Genomic DNA, 19,819 nt, shown 5'->3' with positions numbered 1-19,819 from the left:
CAAGCTGGTTGGAACGGCCGCGCTGACGGCGATGCCGCATTCGCCCCGGAGAACTCACCGGTTCTGGTGAAGAATGGTTTCGGCGGAGATGAAACCCCAGGTCAAATTGGGGCCAAGCGTCGTGCCGGCTCCAACCGCGCGCGTGCCGATCGGGTTCGCCATGGCAAGCCCGGCTGCGTAGAGTCCGGGGATGATCGAGCCGTCCGGCCTCAGCACCTGTGCCCTCTCGTTGGTGCGCGCGCCGCCCTTGGTGCCCAGGATCGAGCGATTGACCGTCATGCCGATATAGGGAGGCTTGTCGATCGGCTTCAGGCGGTTTTCAGGACCGTGCGCCTTGTAGTCTTCCCAGCCGTTCTCGCCGCGCCTGAAGTCCTCATCGCGTCCCTTCACGCAAAAGCTGTTCCAGCGAGCGATCGTCTCTTCGAGAGCCGATACCGGTAATCCCAGCTTTGCCGCGAGGCCGCCGATCGTGTCTGACTTCTTGATCCACTGCCGCTCGTAGGACGCGTACCAGCGGAAGGGCAGAGACGTCCTCAGGAAGCGATGATCGCCTATCAGGTAACAGGGCAAGTTTACCGGCGCGCCGTCCGGCCCGCGCGCGTCGATCGCCTCGCCGATGTTGAAATCGTTCTCGCTGACAAAGCGTCTGCCATCGCGGTTGACGACGATCGAATGCGGTTCGGCCTGAAAGGTCATGGGCAGGCCATGCGGCTTGCCCTGGTAGAGCGTCGGCAGGCAGGGATAGACGTTCGCCTGGTCCATGCGATCCAGCTCCGCGCCGACGGAAGCGGCAAGCTTCTGGCCGTCGCCCTCATTGGTGGGAGGACTGCCGATACGATCCAGGGCGCCGGGAAAATGCCGCGCCCGCATCTCCGCATCCCATTCGAATCCTCCCGTCGCTATGATCACGCCGCGCTGGGCAAGAAGTTTCGTCCGCCGGCCCTCGCGCTCCACCTCGGCGCCGATCACGCGAGAGTCCGTGTCCTGGATCAGACCCACGGCGCGAGTTTCCAGCCAATAGGTGACACCTGCATCGAGGCACCCCCTGATCAGCCCGGTCATGAGGGCCGTACCCTGCCCGCCGGAATTCGTCAGCCGCCGCCAAAGCAGCTTCGGCCAGAGCCTGAGGCCGGCGCGGATGGGGTGGTGATAGAGATCGGTATCGACGATCTCCTGGTAGCTGAAGCTGTGCGGCAGGGTGGAACGGCGCAGCCGCGCCGCGAACTTGCCCAGCATGCGGCGGCTGAGCGGCAGCGGCGAAACCATCCGGCCGAAAAGCTTGCCGCCAGGCGCTTCGGCGAAGGGGTCCGGCTCGTTGACCAGTCGGAAATCCAGAGGCGTGCTGTCAGAAAGGAAACGCAGCATATCGGGAGCCGCCCTGACGAAGGCGCTCCAAAGCGCATCTTCCTTCAGCGCCCAATCCTGGGGAGACACGGCGCGCAAATAGGTCAGCGCATCGTCCCGGCTGTCGGCGACGCCGGCATCCGCGGCCAGGTGATTGGCGGGTATCCAGACCCCCGCGCCGGACATGGCCGAGGTGCCACCCAGCCATTCGCTCTTTTCGATCACCAGCACTTTGAGGCCACCCTTGGCCACCCTCAATGCCGCCGAGCAGGCCGCCGAACCGGAACCGATAACCAGAACATCGAATTCGCCCATTGGTGTTCCCCAGACTGTCATCGCGGCGTCACTATAGGTGCGGGAAATTAAATCTGTCTACTATTGTGTCGACACTTTTTGCGTTATACGTTCCGTCGGGTGAGCGGCATGCACCCGCACGATAATCTCAAGCGCTTTTCGACAGGCAGAGCCATGGATGATACCCACCTTCCGCCAGTTCCATCCGGCATTCATATCTCCGGGTCCGAAACGCGCGAAAGCTACTGGCAGCCGGTGCCGGCGAACGGCCATATCGACGTGGCGCTCGCGCCTCATATCGTCGGCATGGAACACCCGTTCGCGCTTGGCACGCAATCGGTGGCGCCTGGCGGCTATGTGCGCGAGCACACGCATGAGCGCAATGAGGAAGCGATCTATGTGATCGAGGGCCGCGGCCGCGCCGTCGTCGACGGCAAGGAGCATCCTCTAGGTCCCGACAGCGTGGTGTTCCTGCCGAAGAATGTCAGGCACATGTTCATCAACGATGGCGAAACGCAGCTTCGCTGGCTCTGGCTGATCGTGCCCAACGGGCTCGAAGACTTCTTCCGCCTCATCGGCAAGCCGCGCAAGCCGGGCGACCGCGTGCCCTCCAACTTCCCACGCCCGGAAAACGTGCTGGAGATCGAGCGCAGGACCGTCTTCGGCGCCGATCTCACCGACAAGTTCGATCCCGTGAGCCGCGGCTCCTGAAGACGCCGGATGACGACGCTCGGCCTCATCGGCTACGGCGCGATCGCGCGTGACATCGTCTCGGCCTTTCCGCCGGACGCGGTCGATTGGCTGGTGTTGCTGCGCGAAGGCGCCAGCCCCGAACTGCCGGCGAATGTCAGCGCGGTCACCAGGGTCGAGCGGCTGATCGAGGCAAAGCCGCGGGCTGTGGTCGAGGCAGCGGGCCAGGGGGCAGTGGCGACCTACATACCTGCCTTGCTCGAAGCCGGAATACCAACCGTCGTGGCATCGGTCGGCGCGCTTGCCGATGCCACGCTTCACGCCCGGATCGCCGCCGCCGGCCGCAGCGGCGGCGCGCGCCTTATCCTGCCGGCGGGAGCGCTGGGCGGCCTCGATTACCTGCGCGCCATAGCGGTCCTTCCAGACGCGCGGGTGCGTTATACCTCGCGCAAGCCACCGGCGGCCTGGGAAGCCGAGCTCGCCGCGCTTGGTCTATCGGCCGAGCGAGATGCCGTGACGCTCTTCGAGGGCACCCCCGCCGAAGCGGCATCCGCCTACCCGAAGAACCTCAACGCGGCTTTCGCCGTGGCGCTGGCCGTGGACGAGGAACGAGTCACCGTGCGGGTGATCGCCGACCCGAGGGCGACCGGCAACAGCCATGAAATCGAGGCCGAGAGTGCCGCCGGCACCGCCTTCTTCAGCATGGTCAACGCGCCCTCGCCCGTCAATCCGAAGACTTCGGCACTGACCGCGCTGAGTCTCGTCGCCGCTCTGCGCGATCTGCTCGACATCGACCCGCCCGAAACGGGAGGCCGCCGCTGATGGCCTTCTTCGTCGCCGCCGATGGCTGCCGCATCCACTACGAAACGTTCGGAGCGAAGGGGCCGCGCCTCGTCCTCATCCCGGGACTCGGCGGCGACGGACGATTCTGGCCCGGCGTCGTGCGCCTGCTTGAGGCCGACTACCGCCTCATAGTCACCGATCATCGCGGCGCGGGCCGCAGCGACCGCCCGGACGGCCCCTACTCCGTTCCGCTCATTGCCGGCGATGTCGCGGGCCTGCTGGCGCAGACGGGCGGGCCGGCGCATGTCGTGGGGCATTCCACGGGCGGCGCCGTCGCGCAGATGCTTGCCCTCGACCATGCCGACCTCGGGCTGAGCTACACGATCAGCAGTTCCTGGGCGAGAGCAGACGCCCGCTTCCGCACGCTCTTCACCGCCCGCGCCGAACTGCTCGAAGCCGGCATGGCCGAGACCTACCAGCGCCTTACCCATGTTCTGTGCCACGAGGCTTCCTATCTCGCCACGCATGCCGCCCAGCTCGAGGCCGCGGTTGTCACCGCCTCACGGATCCTTGCTCCGCTGCACGTCGCCGCGGCGCGCCTGCGCATGCTGCTCGACCACGATTGCCTCGATGATCTCGCGGGGATTGCCGCTCCGGTGCAGGTGGTCGCCGCCACGGGCGACGTGCTGACCCCGCCCGCACTGACACAAGCCATTGCCGCCGCGATACCGGGCGCCCGATACGCATCCGTCGACGGCGCGCATTTCCATCCCCTCGCCAGGCCGGAAGGCATTGCCGCCGTCATCCGCCGTTTCATCACCGAAGCCGAGCAGCAGATATCATGACCGCCGACATCGTCCCCGTCCTAACCGATCCGCGTCTCAAGCCGGGCCCAGACCTGCTCGCCGAGGGCCGAACGATGGCGCGCGACTGGCGACTCGGGAGCTGCAGTTTCCTCATCGAAACGGGAATGCCGTCCGAAGCCGCGTGGAAACGCAAGGCGGCAGCGGAAGGGCGCGTCATGCAGCATGCTCACATCGGTTTCCGCAGCGTCGACCGCACCATCGCGGCGATCGGCGAAGTGCATGAGCAATGCCGCAAGGCAGGTGTCAGGGTCGATCGTTTCGGCATCACGCTGGACTGGTCGATGGGTTATCCGCAGGCCATGCGCGCCAAGGCCGCGCGCGGCACAGGCATCGTGCTGACCGGTCCGGAGGATTTCGCGCGCATCACCAATGCCGCTTCCGCGGCCGCGCATTTCGGAGACTTCATGCTCGGCCTGCCGGGCGCCGTCGAAAACACGCGTGCCGCGATCGCGGCCGGAGCGACGGCCATCGGCAATCTCGGGCAGTATTTTACCTTCCGCCTGCCCTACTGGGACGACGACGTGGCGACAACGGAGGCGACCGTCATCGCGCTCGGGCTGATCGCGGCGCAGGATGCGGAGATCCTGGTCCATTCGAATCTCGACGACGGATTCGCCGGGCTTTTCATCGACATGGCCTGCGCGCTCGGCATGGTGCTGTTGGAGAAGCACATCGTCGAGACGCTGATCGGCGCGCACCTTGCTCATTGCTACGGCCATCACTTCAGCGACCCGCTTTCGCGCACCGCCTTCCACGCGGCACTCGTGCGGGTCACCGACACGCCGGGCACCATGATCTTCGGCAACACCGTCTCCTACCAGTCGACCCCTGCAGGCAATTACGCCAGCCTAGCGAGCTACCTGATGGCCGACATACTCGCCATGGGGCGCTGGCCTTCGGGCCATGCGATCAATCCCGTGCCGGTGACGGAGAACCAGCGCATTCCCGACGTCGACGAGATCATCGACGCGCAGACATTCGCCCACAGGTTGACGCTGCACGCGCCTTTCTACGACCCGGTCTTCGACTGGTCCAAGACCGAGGCGATGGCCGACGTGCTCGTCGAAGGCGGGCGACGCTTTGCCGATGCCGCCCTCGCCGGAATCGCCGAACGAGGGATTGATGTGGACGACCCTGCCGCGCTGATGCTGGCCATCCGCCGCATCGGTCCGAAACGCCTGGAAGCGCTTTTCGGCCCAGGTGCGACGGGTCCCCGCGGGCGTGTGCCGCTGATCCACGCCGAATGGGCGCGAGAGCTCAACCACAAGGCGGTAACCTGGGTGGCGGCTCAGAAGCGGATGGAGGCGGCAAGAAATCTCACTGTCTGCATCGGCACCACGGATGTTCACGAGCACGGCAAATATCTCGTCGAACAGGCGCTCGAAGGTCTCGGTGTCGCCATCGTCGACGCCGGCGTCGCCGTCGACCCGGAAGCGCTCGTCGCCCATGCCGCCGAAACCGGCGCGGACGCCATTGCGGTCAGCACCTACAATGGTGTCGCGCTGCGCTACGCGCAGGCTGTGAAGGCCGCGATGGCGGCGCGCGGACTTTCCTTGCCCGTGCTGATCGGCGGACGGCTGAACGAGGTGCCGAAGGATTCGAATTCAGGCCTGCCGGTCGACGTGACCAAAGATATTGCCGACCTCGGCTGCCTCCCTTGCGCCGACCTCGACGAGATGCTCTCCGCCCTTCGTTCCATCGCGCCGGTCGCCTGAGTCCTCTCCTTTTTCGAACTTGTTTCGCCACATCCTGCAGAAGCACTTGCAAAGTGTCGACACTTTTGTATTTAATTTCGGCGCGCAACTGGGGATAGCCCGTGAAGAACACTCCGTCCGTCGAACAGCATTTGGATATCTATCGTCGGATGCTGCTGGTACGGCACCTCGAGGAGAGGCTGGGCGCGCTTCACAAGGAAGGCCGCACGCGTGGCCCTATCCATCGGTGCGACGGCCAGGAGGCTGTGGGCGTTGCGGCCACGGCTGCCCTGGAAGCCGGCGACAAGGTTGCCACCACCCATCGCGGCCACGCCGTCTATATCGGCAAAGGCATGGCCATGCGCCCAATCGTAGCCGAGATATTCGGCAGGGCGACGGGCGCCTGCGGCGGACGTGCCGGACATATGCTTGTGGCCGATGCCGAAAAGGGCGTGATCGGCGGCAACGCGATCGTCGGAGCCGGTATCCCCGCTGCTGCCGGCATGGCGCTGTCGATGCAGATCCTCGGCACGGGCAATGTCGCCATGTGCGTCTTCGGCGACGGCGCCGCCCAGACGGGCATCTGCCATGAGGCGATGAACATGGCCGGGCTGTGGAAGTTGCCGGTCGTGTTCGTGCTCGAACACAACCAGTTCGGCCTGACCGTTCCATCCGATGTCCAGTCGCCGGTCGCGGATCTGTCGATCCGCGCTGCCGGCTACGCGATGCCGGCCGAAATCGTCGACGGCAACGACGCGGTCGCCGTCTACCGCGCCGTGGCGGCGATGGCGGAGAGGGCGAGGCGTGGCGAAGGTCCCGGCATGGTCGAATGCAAGACCTATCGCGTCGAAGGTTTCTCGACATCCGATATGGGCGGCTACCAGAAGCCCGAGGATATCGCTGCCTGGAAAGCGCGCGACCCGCTGATCATCTCCCGCAAGGCTTTGCTAGGCGATGTCGGCGAGGCACGGCTCGCCGACATCGAGGCCGCGGCCAAGGCCGAGACGGACGAGGCGTTCGAGATCGCCCTTTCCGACCCGATGCCCCAGTTCCTGGTCGACGAAGCCTGCAATCCTTACAGCGAGGCGCGCTGACATGGCGATGATGCGATACGCCGAGGCCCTCAACGCGGCGCTGCGCGAGGAGATGCAGGCCGATCCTTCCGTTTTCCTGTTCGGTGAGGACATCGGCCGCTACGGCGGCGTGTTCAAGGTGACGAAAGGGCTGATGGAGGAATTCGGTGAAAAGCGGGTGCGCGACACGCCGATCTCGGAACAAGCGCTGACCGCGATGGCGGTGACCGCAGCCATGACCGGCACCCGGCCAGTGCTGGAAATCATGTATGCCGACTTCATACCGCTGTCGCTCGATGCTTTGGTCAATCAGGCATCGATCTACAACTATATCTGGAATGGCCAGGTGAAGATGCCATTCGTCGTGCGCACCCAGGGCGGCGGCGGCGCCGGCGCGGGCGCGCAACATTCCAAGGCGCTGGATTCCATGCTGGCTCAGATACCGGGCATCAAAGTGGTCGCGCCGTCGACGCCGGCCGATGCCAAAGGCATGCTGAAGGCCGCCATCCGCGACAGTCAGCCGGTCATCTTCCTCGAGCACAAGCTGCTCTACAACATTCGCGGCGAGGTTCCGGAAGGCGACGTGATCGTGCAGCTTGGCAAGGCGGCAACCGTGCGCGAGGGCAGCGACATCTCGATCTTCGCCACTTCCAAAATGGTGGTTGAAGCGACAAAGGCGGCCGACCTGCTGGCCGCGGACGGCGTTTCGGCGGAAATCGTCGATCTCCGGTCGCTGCGCCCCCTTGACGTCGACGCCATCGTCGCCTCGATCGCGAAGACGCACCACGCGGTGGTGGTCAACGAGGGCTGGCGCTTCTGCGGCTACGCCGCCGAGCTTTCGGCAACGATCATGGACCATGTCTTCGACGAACTCGATGCTCCGGTCGCGCGCGTGACGCTGCCGGACATGCCGATCCCCTATTCCGAGCCTCTCGAAACGGCGATGCTGCCGAGCGCCGAGAAGATCCGCGCTGCCGCGCTGAAAACCTTGAAGTGACGGAGGCGGCAGATGGCAACCCATCCGATCAGCATCGACAGCGCCGGCGGCGAGTATATGGAAGCCGTGCTAGTGATTGCCTGGGCGGCCAAATCCGGTGACCGGATCAAGGCTGGCGATCTGATCGTCACCGTCGAGACGGCCAAGGCGGCGACCGAAATCGAGGCCGACCGTGATGGCTGGCTAGCCGATATCTATTTCACCGAGGGGCAGGAGGCGCCGGTGGGCGCCGTGCTCGGCACCATCTCGGACGAAAAACCGATGGCGGGCCAAGCGGCTCCAGCAGCAACTACCGATCCCCTCTCCGTGGCCGACGCCCCTCCGCCCGCCCGCCAGGCTGGCACCCGTGCGATCGCAAGCCCGCTTGCCCGTCGGCTTGCGGCGGCCGCGGGGCTGGACCTGTCGACCGTCCCGGGGACCGGTCCAAGGGGACGCATCAAGAAGCGCGACATTGACGCCGCACTCGCCGGGCGTTCGGATCGGTCCGGCGGCATCCAGGCGGAGCCGGCCGCGTCCCCGGCATCGCCCGCCGCCACGCCGGCGACAGCGCGGCAAACGGCGCCGGCAGTCCTCATCCACGGCTTCGGAGCGGACCGGTCCGTTTGGCGGCAGGTCGTGCCTTTGCTCGAACCGGGTGTTGCGACGATCAGCCTCGACCTGCCCGGCCACGGCGCGGAGGCCGCGCGGCCGGCAAGGAGCATCGAGGAGATCGCCTTCGCCCTTTCCGACCGGCTGGAGGCCATGGGCGTCGGGGACGCCCATCTCGTCGGCCATTCCCTGGGCGGGGCGGCCGCTCTTGCGCTTACGCGGCTCGGCCGTCTCACCATACGCTCCGTGACCCTTCTCGCCCCGGGCGGTCTCGGCCCCGAGATCAATGCCGGCTTCATCGCCGGGCTTGCGCGCTCGACCACCGTCCAGGCGCTCGAGCGCTGGCTGGCGTTCATGGTGGGCGATCCTCGGGCCCTGCCGGCCGGCTACGCGCAAGCGGCGCTGAGGCAGATGGAAAAAAACGGCAATAGGGATGCGCTGGCCTCAATGGCCGAAGCGCTGTTCCCAGATGGAACGCAGGGCTTCGACCTGACGACCGCTCTCGCCGAACTTGGCGTGCCGACACGGCTCGTGTGGGGCAAGCTCGACCGCGTGGCGCCCGCCGCCCATGCCGCCCGCGCGCCCGGCTTCGCCGCCGTTCACCTGCTCGAAGGCGTTGGCCACGTACCGCAGATCGAGGCGCCGGCACTGACGGCCAGGCTTATCGCGGAGACGGTGCGAAGTTGCGGTTGAGACGACCCGCGCGTGCCGCGCCGGCGAAGCCGAGCCGGACAAGACTTCTCCGGCGTCGACGAAGCCGGAACAGGAACCAGAAGGAGTGACCGAGATGATCTTCGACCACCGCACCTATACCGCCCGCCCGAACAAGCTGTCCCATTTCCTCAAGCTCTACGAGGATGTCGCCCTGCCCATGCAGCGGCATTATCTGGGAGAGCCTTTCGGCTTCTTCCAAACCCACATCGGCGATCTCTCCCGGACCGTGCACTTGTGGAAATACGAGAGCCTTGCCGACCGTGAGGAGCGTCGCGACCGCATGGAAGCAGACCCGGAATGGCAAGCCTATCGGCGCAAGGTGATCGAGACGGACTATCTCCTCGACATGCACAACCAGATCCTGAAGCCGGTTTCGTTCTTCAACCCCGGCAAGTGATATGCAGCTCGTTTTCTCGGCCGAGGGCAAGGCCTGGCCTATCCAACTGAACGGCGACGCCCTGCGCACCCGCCGCTCGCTGCTGGCCGCCCTACCCCTGCGTTTGCAACTGCACACGCCTAAGATCGCCGGCAGCCATATCTACTGGCACGCCCCCTTCGTCGAGGACGTGGAGGGCGCGACCCATGTGCTCGACGCCAAGGCGGGGGCCTTCATCTACTGGCCGGTGCGGCAGTTCCTGGAAATCACCTTCGCACCCCTCCAGGCCGAGACGGCGGAGATCACCGTGCTCGGCCATCTCGATGCGCCGGTCGAGGGCATCGCGGAGCTCGCCGCGGTGCTCAAGCGGGAACAGGGACGCCGCGTCATCGACGGGACCTTGGCGCTGGCCGACGGAGGGACTGGGGAGGCGCCGCCGGCATCGACGCTTGCACACGACATCGTGGCCGGACGCAAGGTGATCTGGGACCGCATGCCCGACGACATAGCCCGTATCACCGCTTCGCGGGCCATCATGCATCCCGCCGGACCTGTCTTCACCGCGGAGGCGGAGGCGCGCGTCCTGCACGAACTGCTTTGGTGGATCCGCTCCGAGCGGGCAAGCGTCGACGAGGCTGTGCTGCGCCAGACGGCGGCGCTTGCGCTGAACAAGGCGGCTACGCGGCTGCGAGACTTCTGCCATCTCGAGGAAACGCCGGCGCTGCTGTTTCGTCTCGAGAAGGCGATGGAGGAGCAAGTGCCTTTCGACCCGCTTATCAATGAGGCGATCCTCGTCGCCGGCCGTATCGGCGCCTGGCTCGACCTGCTCATCCCATGGAACGACCTCAACGAGGCATTCCGTGCCGCGCTCGATGGAAGAAGGGTCTGAAAATGGACAAACTGACCATCGGCGTCGTCGGGTTCGGCGTCATCGGGCAGCGCTGGGCGGCTTGCTTTGCCCATGCCGGTCACGACGTGCGCGTATATGATCCGGTGGAGCGGCGAGAGACAGTCCTCCACGAAGTCCTGCCGGCGCTTGCGGCAGACCTGGACGGCTTGAAAGGTCCCGCGCCCGCGGCGGGGGCAATCAGGCTTTTCCCGACGATGGCCGAGACGCTCGAGGGCGTCGACTTCGTGCAGGAGAACGGTCCGGAAGACCTGTCGCTCAAACGACGGCTGCTTGCCGAGATCGAAAACCATATCGGCGACGAGGTCATCGTCGCCTCTTCCTCCTCCGCGCTGCTCGTCTCCGACATCCAGGCCGAGTGCCGCGTGCCTGGCCGCATCGTGCTTGGTCATCCGTTCAACCCGGCGCATCTGATGCCGCTCGTCGAGATCGTCGGCGGCAGGGCGACCGATCCGCAGGCAATCGCGCGGGCGCGCGCCGTCTACGAAGACGTCGGCAAGAAGCCGGTCACGCTCAACAGGGAAGTGACGGGCCATATCGCCCTGCGCCTGATGGGCGCGATGTGGCGCGAAGCCATAGCCTTGGTGCGCGACGGCGTCGCGTCGGTCGAGGACATCGATCGGGCATTCATGTACGGACCAGGACCGAAATGGACGTTGCAGGGCTCGTTCATTTCCAACAGCCTCAATGCCGACGGCATCGAGGACTTCCTGCGCAAATACGGTCCCACCTATCAGGCCATCTGGGATACGCTGCTCGAAGCCAGGCTCGACGCCGACACGATCCGGGCGGTTTCGGCGTCGACGGGCGCGGCCACGCATGGCCGCGGCCCCGAGGAACTCAGGGCAGCGCGGGACGCCGGGCTGGTCGGCATCCTGAGGACGGTCGCCGAACACGGCGCGCTTTGATCATAGCAGCTTGGGAGGACGCGCATGGACTATCGCACCGCTCTCGTCACCGGAGCCTCCAAAGGCATCGGCGCGGCGATCGTTGAGAGTCTCGTGGCGGAAGGGCTGACGGTTTATGCGCTGGCGCGCAGCAACGACGCGCTGCTTGCCTTGCGGGAGCGGCTTGGGCCGCAGATCAAGCCCATTGCAACCGACGTTCGCGATGGCCAAGCAATCATGTCCGCGCTGGGCACCGCCGAAATCGACGTGCTGGTCAACAATGCCGGCGGCTTGGCGACGGTGCGCCCCTTGCATGAACAAAGCGCCGAAGAGACGGCGGAGGTGGTGGAACTGAATCTCACCGCGCCGCTGCAACTCATCCGCCTTCTCCTACCCGGTATGATCGCGCGCAAGCGCGGCCACATCTTCACCCTGACCAGCACGGCGGCCAGCGGTATCTTTGCCGGTACGACAGCCTATGGCGCGGCAAAGGCCGGCCTGTCGCAAGCGGGCCGCATCCTGCGCTTCGATCTTGCAGGCACCGGCGTGAGGCTGACCGAAATCGCACCTGGACGCGTCGAGACGGATTTCTACCTCAAGGCCTTTGACGGAGACCGCGAAGACCTGCGCAAGCGCATGTATTGCGAGCAGCGGCCATTGCGCCCGGCCGACATTGCCGCCGCGCTTGTTTCAGCGCTGCGGATGCCTGACCATGTCGACATCGCGGAATTGACCATCGCGCCAAGCGAACAGGCGGCCGGGGGCCAGAAATACCCACCGCCGCCGCTACGATGACTAGCCTGGCATAGCCGCTTCTATGTATCGGCGGGCCCGCCGGTCAGCTTCGCGAGAACCGCCATGCAGGCCTCCTCCCAGGCCATCGGCACCTCGCGCGCCGAGAGAACCTGCAGTCCCCGTTCGGTGATCCCACCCGGCGTCACCAATTCCTGCAGCATCCGCTCCATCGGGTCTCCCTTTTCGGCGATCAGTCGCCCAGCCGCCACGAAGGTCCCTGCCGCTAGCCGGCGAGCCGCCGTGGGATCGAGGCCTTGGGCACTCGACCATTCCGCCGTCCTGCGGATGAGGTCCTGTGCCCAGCCGTAGACCGCGGCTGTGACCGTCGCGACCTCGAAATCCCTCTCGCTGGAGAGTGCTATCGGGGGGCCTAACCGGTCCAGCACCGCCCTCGCCTGCTCCACGTCGGGATAGTAGACCGTCGGACTGGCCTCGATCTCGGAAGCAGTGAGCGGCATGGCGCGAACGATGCGCGCCGGCGCGACATCCAGACCGGCCAGCGGCACGCCGGCGCAAACCGATATCACGGTCTGCCCCTTTCGCCACGGCAAGCCGCTGACTGCCTCCGGCGCATGGATGGGCCGCACAGCGAGCAGGACGACATCGGAAACCTCAACGAGTTCGCGATTGTCGGCGGCGAGCCGAAAGCCATGCTGGATCGCAAGGGCTTCGGCCTTGCCGCGTGGAGACAGGATGATTGCCGCTGGATCCAACCCGGACCGCAGAAACCCGGTCAGCATGGAAGCGGCCAGATGCCCGACGCCAAGAATGCCAATGATCATTTCCTTCCCCCCGAAGCGCCGCTTGCCATTCGTATGAACTTGCGAAAGAAGTGTGAGCCGCAAAGTGTCGACACAATCTGCAGACAAATCCGATTGGAACTTTCATGACCGAACGAGTTGAGGGCGACGCCGGCAGCGATCAGCCCGCCATGAACGAGGCCGAAACGCGACGCAGCGCCGACAGCAGCGAACGTGCCTATCTCACGATCCGCAAGCATCTCGTGGAGTTCACGCTCAAGCCCGGCGAGCGCATCAATGAGGTCCAGCTTTCGCGCAGCCTGGGTGTCTCGCGCACGCCAATCCGCGAGGCGTTGAACCGGCTCGCCTCCGAAGGCTTTGTTTCGCTCACACCCAATCGCGGCTTCTTCGTAAGGAGCCTCAGCACCGAAGGCCTGCTCGATCTCTATGAGCTGCGCTCCATCATTGAATGCGCCGCTTTCAAGCTGATGTGCGAGCGCGCCGAAGACCGCGAAATCGATCGGCTGCGGGAATATTGGGAGGCGATCGTCGACGGCTACCGAGACCAGCCGGCCGATATCATTCTGGCTGAGGACGAAGGCTTCCATCTGCTCATCGCCGAGCTCTCGGGAAATCCCGAACTTGTCGCGCAGCTCGCCTCCATCAATGCGCGCATCCGCTTCATCCGCCGTATCCAGATCGAGCACCCTTCGCACGACAAGGCGCAAGTCACCTTCCACTCCGGGATCGTCGCCGCCGCCGTCAAACGAGATGCCGAGGAAGGCATGAAACTGTTGCGCGAACATATCGAAATGACCGTCTCCGCCACACAGCAGGCGCTCAAGGACGCGCTGCTCAAGGTTTTTGCGCCCGACAATGCCGCCGATTTGAAGCGTCGCCGAAAGGTCCGCGATGCCTAATCGGTATCTGACCACAAGATTGAACGCAATAGTGTCGACACTTTCTTGACTGCCACTCCTTTGTCTGCTTCGATGCGCTGGCAAAGAGGGGAGAAGACCGGAACGGCCGCCCTCACGTGACAGCAGCTAAGGGGAACCTTCATGAGAAAACTTACCGCCGCGCTCCTTCTCGGCGCCTCACTCTTCGCGGCACCCGCCATGGCGGAGCAGATAACCATCGGCATGGCCGCGCCGCTTTCTGGCCCACAGGCGTATTTCGGCAATACCTGGCACAATGGCTTCAAGCTCTACGTCGACAAACTGAACGCGAATGGCGGCGTCAACGGCGTCACCATTGCCTACGACCAGCAGGACGACAAAGCCGACCCGCGCGAGGGAACGCTCGTCGCCCAGAAGTTTTGCGACAACGACAAGGTCGTGCTCGGTCTTGTGAATTTCAATTCCGGCGTTGCCCAGTCGACGCTGCCGATCTACGAGGACTGCTCGCTGCCGACCATGACCTTCGGCTCGAACCCGTCGCTGACCAAACAGGGCTACAAGTTCATGGTGCGCCCCGTCGCCAACGACCTGGCCGGCGCGCTGTTGCCGGCTGAATACGCCCTAGGCAAGCTCGGCGCGAAGACCGCCGTCATCGTCAACGACAAGCAGGTCTTCGGACAGGGGATTTCCGAGATATTCGCCAAGAACTTCGAAGCGGGCGGCGGCAAGGTCCTTGATACCCTGGCGGTTGCACCGACCGACGTCGACTTCACCGCCGTGCTGGCCCAGATCAAGACCAAAAAGCCGGACGCGATCTATCTTGGTGCCGTGATGCCGCAGCTTGCGCTGTTCGCCAAGCAGATGCACGAACAGGGTATAACCGCGGCGCTGATGGTGCCGGACGGCGGCTATACCCCGGACCTTATCAAGCAGGCCGGCGAGGCCAACGTCCAGGGCACGCTTGTCGCCATCCAGGTCCCGCCGATGGATGCTTCGCCCGAGATCGCGGATTTCGCCAAGCTCTATAAGGCCAAGTATGGCGAGGATGCCGGGCCATATTCGATCTACGGCTATGTGCAGGGCCAAATCCTCGAGCAGGTGCTCAAGACGACCAAGGGCCTTACGCGCGAGGACATGAACACCGCGCTGCATGCGGTCAAGGTCAAGACCGCGGTGGGCGAACTGGAGTTCGACGACACTGGCGAACTCAAGGTGGCCCCGTCCTACCTTTACAAGGTCGAGGGCTCGGACTTCAAACTGGCCGGCCAGAAATAGGCATGCGCCGGGGGGTCGCTCGCCTCGGCGGCGGTCTCCTTGCTTGTTTGCGGCCGCGCTCCACGGAAGCGCGGCCGTGCCGATTGTTCCTTTCCCCGGCTGCGCCAGCCGCGCGGAACCTACTGCACAGGATGCCGGCCCATGCTGGGAAGCCTCATCCAACAAACAGTCAATGCCCTGACGATCGGCTCCATCTACGCGCTGATCGCTCTGGGTTACACGATGGTCTACGGTGTGCTGCGCATGATCAATTTCGCCCATGGCGAAATGTTCATGCTCGGCGCCTACGTGGCTTTCCTTGTGCTCAGCATGTTGATCGGCACCGTGGGCGCCGCCGGCGCCATTGCGCTCGCCGCGGCCTTCGTCATCGCCATCTTCCTGGTGGGTGTCATCGGTGTCGGCATCGAGAGGGTTGCCTACAAGCCCTTGAGGAATTCCACCCGACTCGCGCCGATGCTCTCCTCGCTCGGCGTATCGCTCTCGCTGGTCACCGGCATCCAGATCCTTGCCGGCCCACAGCCCGTCGCCTTTCCGAGCTTCTTTCCAGTCGTCCGATACCAGGTGCTTGGCGGCACCATCACCTCCATGCAGATCGGCATCCTGATCGCGGCCTTCGCACTGATGTTCGGCCTGCAATTCCTCGTCAACCGCAGCCGTATCGGCATCATCGTCCGGGCCGTGTCGGAAAGCCGACCGACAGCTCAGCTCCTGGGCATAAACGTCAACGGCGCGATCTCGATGGTGTTCTTCGTCGGGCCGCTGCTGGGCGCGGCGGGCGGTATCCTCTATGCCAGCTACTACGGCATCATGACGCCGACGATGGGCGCCGTCATCGGCCTGAAGGCCTTCACCGCCGCGATCCTCGGCGGCATCGGCTCGATTCCCGGCGCCATGTTGGGCGCCTTCATCCTCGCTTTCGTCGAGGTCGGCGGAACGGCGCTGCTGCCCGTGATCACGCATGGCATGCTCGGCACCGAATACCGCGACGTGCTCTCCTTCGCGATCCTCATACTCGTGCTTCTGATCCGCCCCGCCGGCATACTGGGCGAAGCCGTGTCCGAGGAAAGCATCGTGTACAAGAGGGAGTTCTGATGTCCGTCGCCGAAACCCTGACCGCAGCCAAGCCGCATTCGGGCCGGGCCATTTCGTTCCTCGTTTTTGCTATCGCGATCGCGCTCATCGCGGCGAGCCCCTTCCTGCCCAACTACTATGTCCGCGTCATCAACAGCCTGCTGATCTACATTCTGCTCGGCATCGGGCTCAACATCGTGATCGGCTACACCGGCCTGCTCGATCTGGGCTTCGTCGCCTTCTACGCGGTTGGCGCTTACAGCTACGCGCTGCTTGCCAGCCCGCAACTCGACCTGCATTGGCCTTTCCTGGCGATACTCCCGGTCGCAGCCTGCCTCGGCGCGGCCACCGGCATACTGCTCGGCATACCGGTGCTCCGATTGCGCGGCGACTATCTCGCCATCGTCACGCTCGGCTTCGGCGAGATCATCCGCATCATCATCAACAATCTCGACTGGCTCACGGGCGGCCCCAAGGGGATAGCGCGCCTCGACAAGGCCTCGATCCTTGGCATTCAAGTTGCCCGCCCGATCGATTTCTTCTGGCTGCTGCTCATCACCGTGCTCGTGGCCGGCGTGCTGGTCTGGCGTCTGGAGCGTTCCATCCTCGGCAAGGCCTGGGCCGCCATCCGCGAGGATCAGGACGCCGCACGCGGCATAGGCATAAACACGACCAACGCCAAGCTTGCCGCCTTCGCCACGTCCGCGACGATCGGCTCGATCGCGGGAGCGATCTTCGCCGCCTCCCAGCGCTTCGTCAGCCCGGAGAGCTTCACACTCCAGGAATCGGTTCTGATCGTGCTGATGATCGTGATCGGCGGCATCGGCAACATTCTGGGCATCGTGGCGGGCGCAGCGATCCTGATGCTATTGCCGGAGGTGCTGCGTGAATTCGCCGAATGGCGCATCCTCTTCCTCGGCCTGTTGATGATCTTCCTGATCATCGTGCGCCCGGCCGGCATCGTCCCGCGCAGCTTCGGGCCGGACAAGCTCATCCGGAGGCTTTTCGGCAAATGACCCTGGTCTTCGACAAGCTGCGAAAGCAATATGGGCAGGTGGTCGCCATCGACGACGTGACGACCTCCTTCGCCCCCGGGCTCATCCACGGTTTGATCGGACCGAACGGCGCGGGCAAGTCGACGCTCATCAACATGACCGCCGGCTCCTACAGTGTCTCCTCGGGATCGATCGCCCTCGACGGCAAGCGCCTAGACACGCTCAAGAAATACCAGATCGCGAATTCCAGAGTGGCCCGCACCTACCAAAACATCCGCCTCTTCGACCAGATGACGGTGCTCGAGAATCTGGAAGTATGCTTCTATCCGGCCGATGTCGGCGGCACTTGGAAGGAAGTGGTGTGGCCGCCCTATGCATCGGCCAGACGTGAAAAGCGACGCGAGAAATGCATGGACATTCTGCGTTTCTTCGACCTGCAAGGCTATGCGGAGACCGATGCCGGAAGCCTTCCCTACGGCCGCCAGCGCATGCTGGAAATCGCCCGCGCCCTGGTGTGCGAACCGCGCGTGCTGCTGCTCGACGAGCCAGCCGCTGGTCTCAACCACCACGAGACGGCGGAACTGACCGCAAGGCTGGCCGCCCAGCGCGTACCCGACCGGATCACGATCGTCGTGGAGCACGACATGGATCTGGTCATGAAGCTTTGCGACAACATCATCGTCATGCATCACGGCAAGCTGCTCTTCCAGGGCACGCCCGCCGAGGTCCAGGCGAGCCCCGACGTCCAACTCGCCTATCTGGGAACCGCCAATGACATCGACGAAATCCGGGCCGCTGCTCAGGATCGCCGGGCTCAGCTCGGGATACGGGCGCGTCGGCGTTCTTGAAAACATCGATATCGAGGTCGATCCAAACGAGATCGTCGTCGTGCTTGGTCCGAACGGCGCGGGCAAGACGACGTTGCTCAACTCCATCTCCGGCGTCGCACGGCCGAGCGCTGGCTCGATTACCTTCGAGGGGCGCGACATCACCGGTATGCGTCCAGAGCAGGTCGTGCGCCTCGGCATCACCCATTGCCCGGAAGGCCGCCAGATCTTCCAGCGGCTGACGGTCGAGGAGAATCTTGTCGCCGCTCACATCCGCCGAGCGGGTAAGAGCTTTGAGGCGCTGCGCGCCGAGGCGTTCGATCTCTTCCCGGTGCTCAAGGAGCGCCGCAACAGCATAGCGAGCCGGATGTCGGGCGGACAGCAGCAGATGCTGGCAATCGGCCGCGCACTGATGGCCGAACCGAAGCTGCTGATGCTCGACGAGCCGTCCCTTGGCCTCGCCCCCAAGATCGTCCACCAGATATTCCGCATCATCCTGGACCTGTCGCGCAACGGCATCTCTATCCTGCTCGTCGAGCAAAACGTCCAGCTCGCGCTGGAATGCGGCGACTACGCCTATCTTCTGAACACTGGCAAGGTGAAGCTTCACGGGCCGGCACAGGAGATAGCCGAGCACTCCGCGCTGAGCGAGCATTACCTTGGCGGCGTCACCGGGACTGTCCTTCATGTTTGAGGTCGACTGGAAGACGCCGCATCTGTGGCGCAAGACCGCCATTTCACGACAGACGGCGCCTGCGCTCGGAGGCGACGCGAAGGCCGACGTGCTGGTTGTCGGCGGCGGTTTCACCGGCATGGCCGCGGCGCTTGGCGCGCGCGACAGCGGGGTCGACGTCGTCCTGCTCGAAGGCAACGAGATCGGATCGGCCGCCTCCGGCCGCAACAACGGCCTTGTCATCTCGCATCATTCGAAGGCATCGCCTTCGGAATTCGAGGCTGTCTACGGCAAGACCGTCGGCACGCGCTACAACCGCATGGTGGCGGACGCCGCAGGCGTCGCCTTCGGTCTGATGCAGCGCTTCAATATCGATGCCCATCAGGTACAGGAAGGCTGGATCCAGCCCGCCCACACCGAGGCTACCCTCGCCCGCGCCCGTCGGTTCCACGACGAGTGGAAAGCCTTCGGCGCGGATGTCTCCTGGCTTGATCGCGCAGAGGTCAGCGCTCGCATCGGCAGCCCCTATCTCGGCGGTTGGAAGGTCCACAATTCGGGCCACATCAATCCGTTCGCCATGACAATCGGTCTCGCCGCCGCCCTGGAACGCGAAGGCGTGACCATCCATGAGAACTCCCGTGCGACTAGGATCGAACGCCTGCGAGGCGGCTGGCGCGTCTTCACCGGATCGGGAAGCGTCAGCGCGCCCCAGGTGATCCTCGCGACCAACGCGCTGACCGGCGACATCTGGCCGGGCCTGAAGAAGACGCTGGTGCCCTTCAAGGTCTTCCAGGCTGCGACCGCTCCGTTGTCCGATGAATTGCGCGCCGGAATTCTTGTCGGCAACCCGGCCGTGTCCGACATGCGCCAGGACCTTCGTTACTTCCATTACGACCGCGACAACCGGCTGGTCAGCGGCGGCACGCATACGTTCTGGTTGAATGAGGTCGACCGCGGCCGCGCCAAGGTCTCGCATATGCTCGGCAAGGCATTCCAAGCCTTCGGCGGCGAGCCCGAGATAGTGGAGTACTGGCACGGCACCTTCGCGGTGGTGCCCGACCGCAGACCTCGCCTCTACCGGTTGGCTCCGGGCCTTGTGTTCGGCGGCGTATATTCGGGCCGCGGCGTAGCGCTTTCGATGTCGCTCGGCCAGGAGATCGGCCGCTGGGCGGCGGGCCGCCGCACCGACGAGCAGATGTCGCTGCCGGTCACCAACATGAAGCCGATTCCGTTTCATCCGATCGCGGTGCAAATCGCCAACCGCACGCATGCATGGAACCGTTTTCGGGATCGCCGCTCGTAAGTCACAGAGTGGCTATGAACATTCCAGC

General features: G+C 64.7%; 20 protein-coding genes. 18 read left to right on the top strand and 2 right to left on the bottom strand.

Features of this window, described 5'->3' with window-relative positions; genetic code table 11:
- Window positions 1–54: 54 nt before the first annotated feature.
- Window positions 55–1,659 carry an FAD-dependent oxidoreductase gene (locus LB572_RS07205; RefSeq protein WP_224667238.1) on the bottom strand — a complete coding sequence of 535 codons (1,605 nt, stop codon included), beginning with the start codon at window positions 1,657–1,659 and terminating at the stop codon, window positions 55–57.
- 153 nt (window positions 1,660–1,812) lie between these two features.
- Here LB572_RS07205 and LB572_RS07200 point away from each other — a divergent pair, with 153 nt between their 5' ends.
- The 11 genes from LB572_RS07200 to LB572_RS07150 all read left to right on the top strand — a co-directional run bounded on the left by LB572_RS07200 (window position 1,813) and on the right by LB572_RS07150 (window position 12,008).
- Window positions 1,813–2,349: a cupin domain-containing protein gene (locus LB572_RS07200; RefSeq protein WP_224667237.1), complete on the top strand. Its 537-nt coding sequence runs from the start codon at window positions 1,813–1,815 to the stop codon at window positions 2,347–2,349.
- Window positions 2,350–2,358: 9 nt separating this feature from the next.
- Window positions 2,359–3,150 (top strand): aspartate dehydrogenase, encoded by a 792-nt coding sequence (locus LB572_RS07195; protein WP_224667236.1) that lies wholly within the window; start codon window positions 2,359–2,361, stop codon window positions 3,148–3,150.
- Complete coding sequence (locus LB572_RS07190) at window positions 3,150–3,956, top strand: alpha/beta fold hydrolase (RefSeq protein ID WP_224667235.1); 807 nt, start codon at window positions 3,150–3,152, stop codon at window positions 3,954–3,956. Before LB572_RS07195 ends, LB572_RS07190 begins: the two co-directional genes overlap by 1 nt.
- Complete coding sequence (locus tag LB572_RS07185) at window positions 3,953–5,692, top strand: cobalamin-dependent protein (RefSeq protein ID WP_224667234.1); 1,740 nt, start codon at window positions 3,953–3,955, stop codon at window positions 5,690–5,692. Before LB572_RS07190 ends, LB572_RS07185 begins: the two co-directional genes overlap by 4 nt.
- 101 nt (window positions 5,693–5,793) lie before the next feature.
- Window positions 5,794–6,765 (top strand): thiamine pyrophosphate-dependent dehydrogenase E1 component subunit alpha, encoded by a 972-nt coding sequence (locus LB572_RS07180; RefSeq protein ID WP_224667233.1) that lies wholly within the window; start codon window positions 5,794–5,796, stop codon window positions 6,763–6,765.
- 1 nt (window position 6,766) lies between these two features.
- On the top strand, window positions 6,767–7,741 hold the full coding sequence (locus LB572_RS07175; protein WP_140808564.1) for an alpha-ketoacid dehydrogenase subunit beta: 975 nt from the start codon (window positions 6,767–6,769) through the stop codon (window positions 7,739–7,741).
- Between the two features lie 12 nt (window positions 7,742–7,753).
- The gene (locus tag LB572_RS07170; protein ID WP_224667232.1) at window positions 7,754–9,022 is read left to right on the top strand and encodes an alpha/beta fold hydrolase; all 1,269 of its coding nucleotides are present in this window, start codon (window positions 7,754–7,756) and stop codon (window positions 9,020–9,022) included.
- A 94-nt stretch (window positions 9,023–9,116) separates the two neighbouring features.
- Window positions 9,117–9,440 carry an NIPSNAP family protein gene (locus LB572_RS07165; RefSeq protein WP_224667339.1) on the top strand — a complete coding sequence of 108 codons (324 nt, stop codon included), beginning with the start codon at window positions 9,117–9,119 and terminating at the stop codon, window positions 9,438–9,440.
- 1 nt (window position 9,441) lies between these two features.
- Window positions 9,442–10,308: a hypothetical protein gene (locus LB572_RS07160; RefSeq protein WP_224667231.1), complete on the top strand. Its 867-nt coding sequence runs from the start codon at window positions 9,442–9,444 to the stop codon at window positions 10,306–10,308.
- A complete protein-coding gene (locus LB572_RS07155; RefSeq protein ID WP_224667230.1) occupies window positions 10,254–11,234 on the top strand; it encodes a 3-hydroxyacyl-CoA dehydrogenase NAD-binding domain-containing protein in 981 nt (326 codons plus the stop codon). Before LB572_RS07160 ends, LB572_RS07155 begins: the two co-directional genes overlap by 55 nt.
- 24 nt (window positions 11,235–11,258) lie before the next feature.
- Window positions 11,259–12,008, top strand: a complete 750-nt coding sequence (locus LB572_RS07150) for an SDR family oxidoreductase (protein WP_224667229.1) — start codon at window positions 11,259–11,261, stop codon at window positions 12,006–12,008.
- 20 nt (window positions 12,009–12,028) lie between these two features.
- On the opposite strand, the gene LB572_RS07145 is transcribed toward LB572_RS07150, so the two are convergent.
- A complete protein-coding gene (locus LB572_RS07145; RefSeq protein WP_224667228.1) occupies window positions 12,029–12,790 on the bottom strand; it encodes a pyrroline-5-carboxylate reductase family protein in 762 nt (253 codons plus the stop codon).
- Between the two features lie 104 nt (window positions 12,791–12,894).
- On the opposite strand from LB572_RS07145, the gene LB572_RS07140 reads away from it, so the two are divergent.
- The 7 genes from LB572_RS07140 to LB572_RS07110 all read left to right on the top strand — a co-directional run bounded on the left by LB572_RS07140 (window position 12,895) and on the right by LB572_RS07110 (window position 19,791).
- Window positions 12,895–13,668, top strand: a complete 774-nt coding sequence (locus LB572_RS07140) for a GntR family transcriptional regulator (RefSeq protein WP_140808383.1) — start codon at window positions 12,895–12,897, stop codon at window positions 13,666–13,668.
- A gap of 141 nt (window positions 13,669–13,809) precedes the next feature.
- A complete protein-coding gene (locus tag LB572_RS07135) occupies window positions 13,810–14,922 on the top strand; it encodes a branched-chain amino acid ABC transporter substrate-binding protein (RefSeq protein ID WP_140808385.1) in 1,113 nt (370 codons plus the stop codon).
- Between the two features lie 141 nt (window positions 14,923–15,063).
- Window positions 15,064–16,014 (top strand): branched-chain amino acid ABC transporter permease, encoded by a 951-nt coding sequence (locus tag LB572_RS07130; RefSeq protein ID WP_224667227.1) that lies wholly within the window; start codon window positions 15,064–15,066, stop codon window positions 16,012–16,014.
- On the top strand, window positions 16,014–17,009 hold the full coding sequence (locus LB572_RS07125; RefSeq protein WP_140808387.1) for a branched-chain amino acid ABC transporter permease: 996 nt from the start codon (window positions 16,014–16,016) through the stop codon (window positions 17,007–17,009). The genes LB572_RS07130 and LB572_RS07125 overlap by 1 nt, the downstream gene beginning before the upstream one ends.
- On the top strand, window positions 17,006–17,836 hold the full coding sequence (locus LB572_RS07120) for an ABC transporter ATP-binding protein (protein ID WP_140808389.1): 831 nt from the start codon (window positions 17,006–17,008) through the stop codon (window positions 17,834–17,836). Before LB572_RS07125 ends, LB572_RS07120 begins: the two co-directional genes overlap by 4 nt.
- Window positions 17,760–18,509 carry an ABC transporter ATP-binding protein gene (locus LB572_RS07115; protein WP_140808391.1) on the top strand — a complete coding sequence of 250 codons (750 nt, stop codon included), beginning with the start codon at window positions 17,760–17,762 and terminating at the stop codon, window positions 18,507–18,509. The genes LB572_RS07120 and LB572_RS07115 overlap by 77 nt, the downstream gene beginning before the upstream one ends.
- Window positions 18,502–19,791, top strand: a complete 1,290-nt coding sequence (locus tag LB572_RS07110; protein WP_224667226.1) for an NAD(P)/FAD-dependent oxidoreductase — start codon at window positions 18,502–18,504, stop codon at window positions 19,789–19,791. The genes LB572_RS07115 and LB572_RS07110 overlap by 8 nt, the downstream gene beginning before the upstream one ends.
- The last annotated feature ends 28 nt before the right edge of the window (window positions 19,792–19,819 follow it).

The sequence above is a fragment of the Mesorhizobium sp. BH1-1-5 genome (assembly GCF_020165615.1).
Taxonomy (GTDB): domain Bacteria; phylum Pseudomonadota; class Alphaproteobacteria; order Rhizobiales; family Rhizobiaceae; genus Mesorhizobium.
Note: the sequence above shows the minus strand (reverse complement) of the source record. Positions and strands in the feature narration are given on the sequence as shown.